Source organism: Scandinavium tedordense, assembly GCF_024764965.1.
GTDB lineage: Bacteria > Pseudomonadota > Gammaproteobacteria > Enterobacterales > Enterobacteriaceae > Scandinavium > Scandinavium tedordense.
In genome coordinates, this window is record NZ_JALIGG010000001.1 from 1 (window position 1) to 255 (window position 255).

1 rRNA gene is annotated in these 255 nt (G+C 55.3%); it reads left to right on the plus strand.

The features are described from left to right. A 16S ribosomal RNA gene (locus tag MUU46_RS00005) occupies window positions 1–255 on the plus strand; the annotation flags it as partial.

Here is a 255-nt window from a genome sequence, read left to right on the forward strand (position 1 = left end):
GAGGCAGCAGTGGGGAATATTGCACAATGGGCGCAAGCCTGATGCAGCCATGCCGCGTGTATGAAGAAGGCCTTCGGGTTGTAAAGTACTTTCAGCGAGGAGGAAGGCGTTGTGGTTAATAACCGCAACGATTGACGTTACTCGCAGAAGAAGCACCGGCTAACTCCGTGCCAGCAGCCGCGGTAATACGGAGGGTGCAAGCGTTAATCGGAATTACTGGGCGTAAAGCGCACGCAGGCGGTCTGTCAAGTCGGA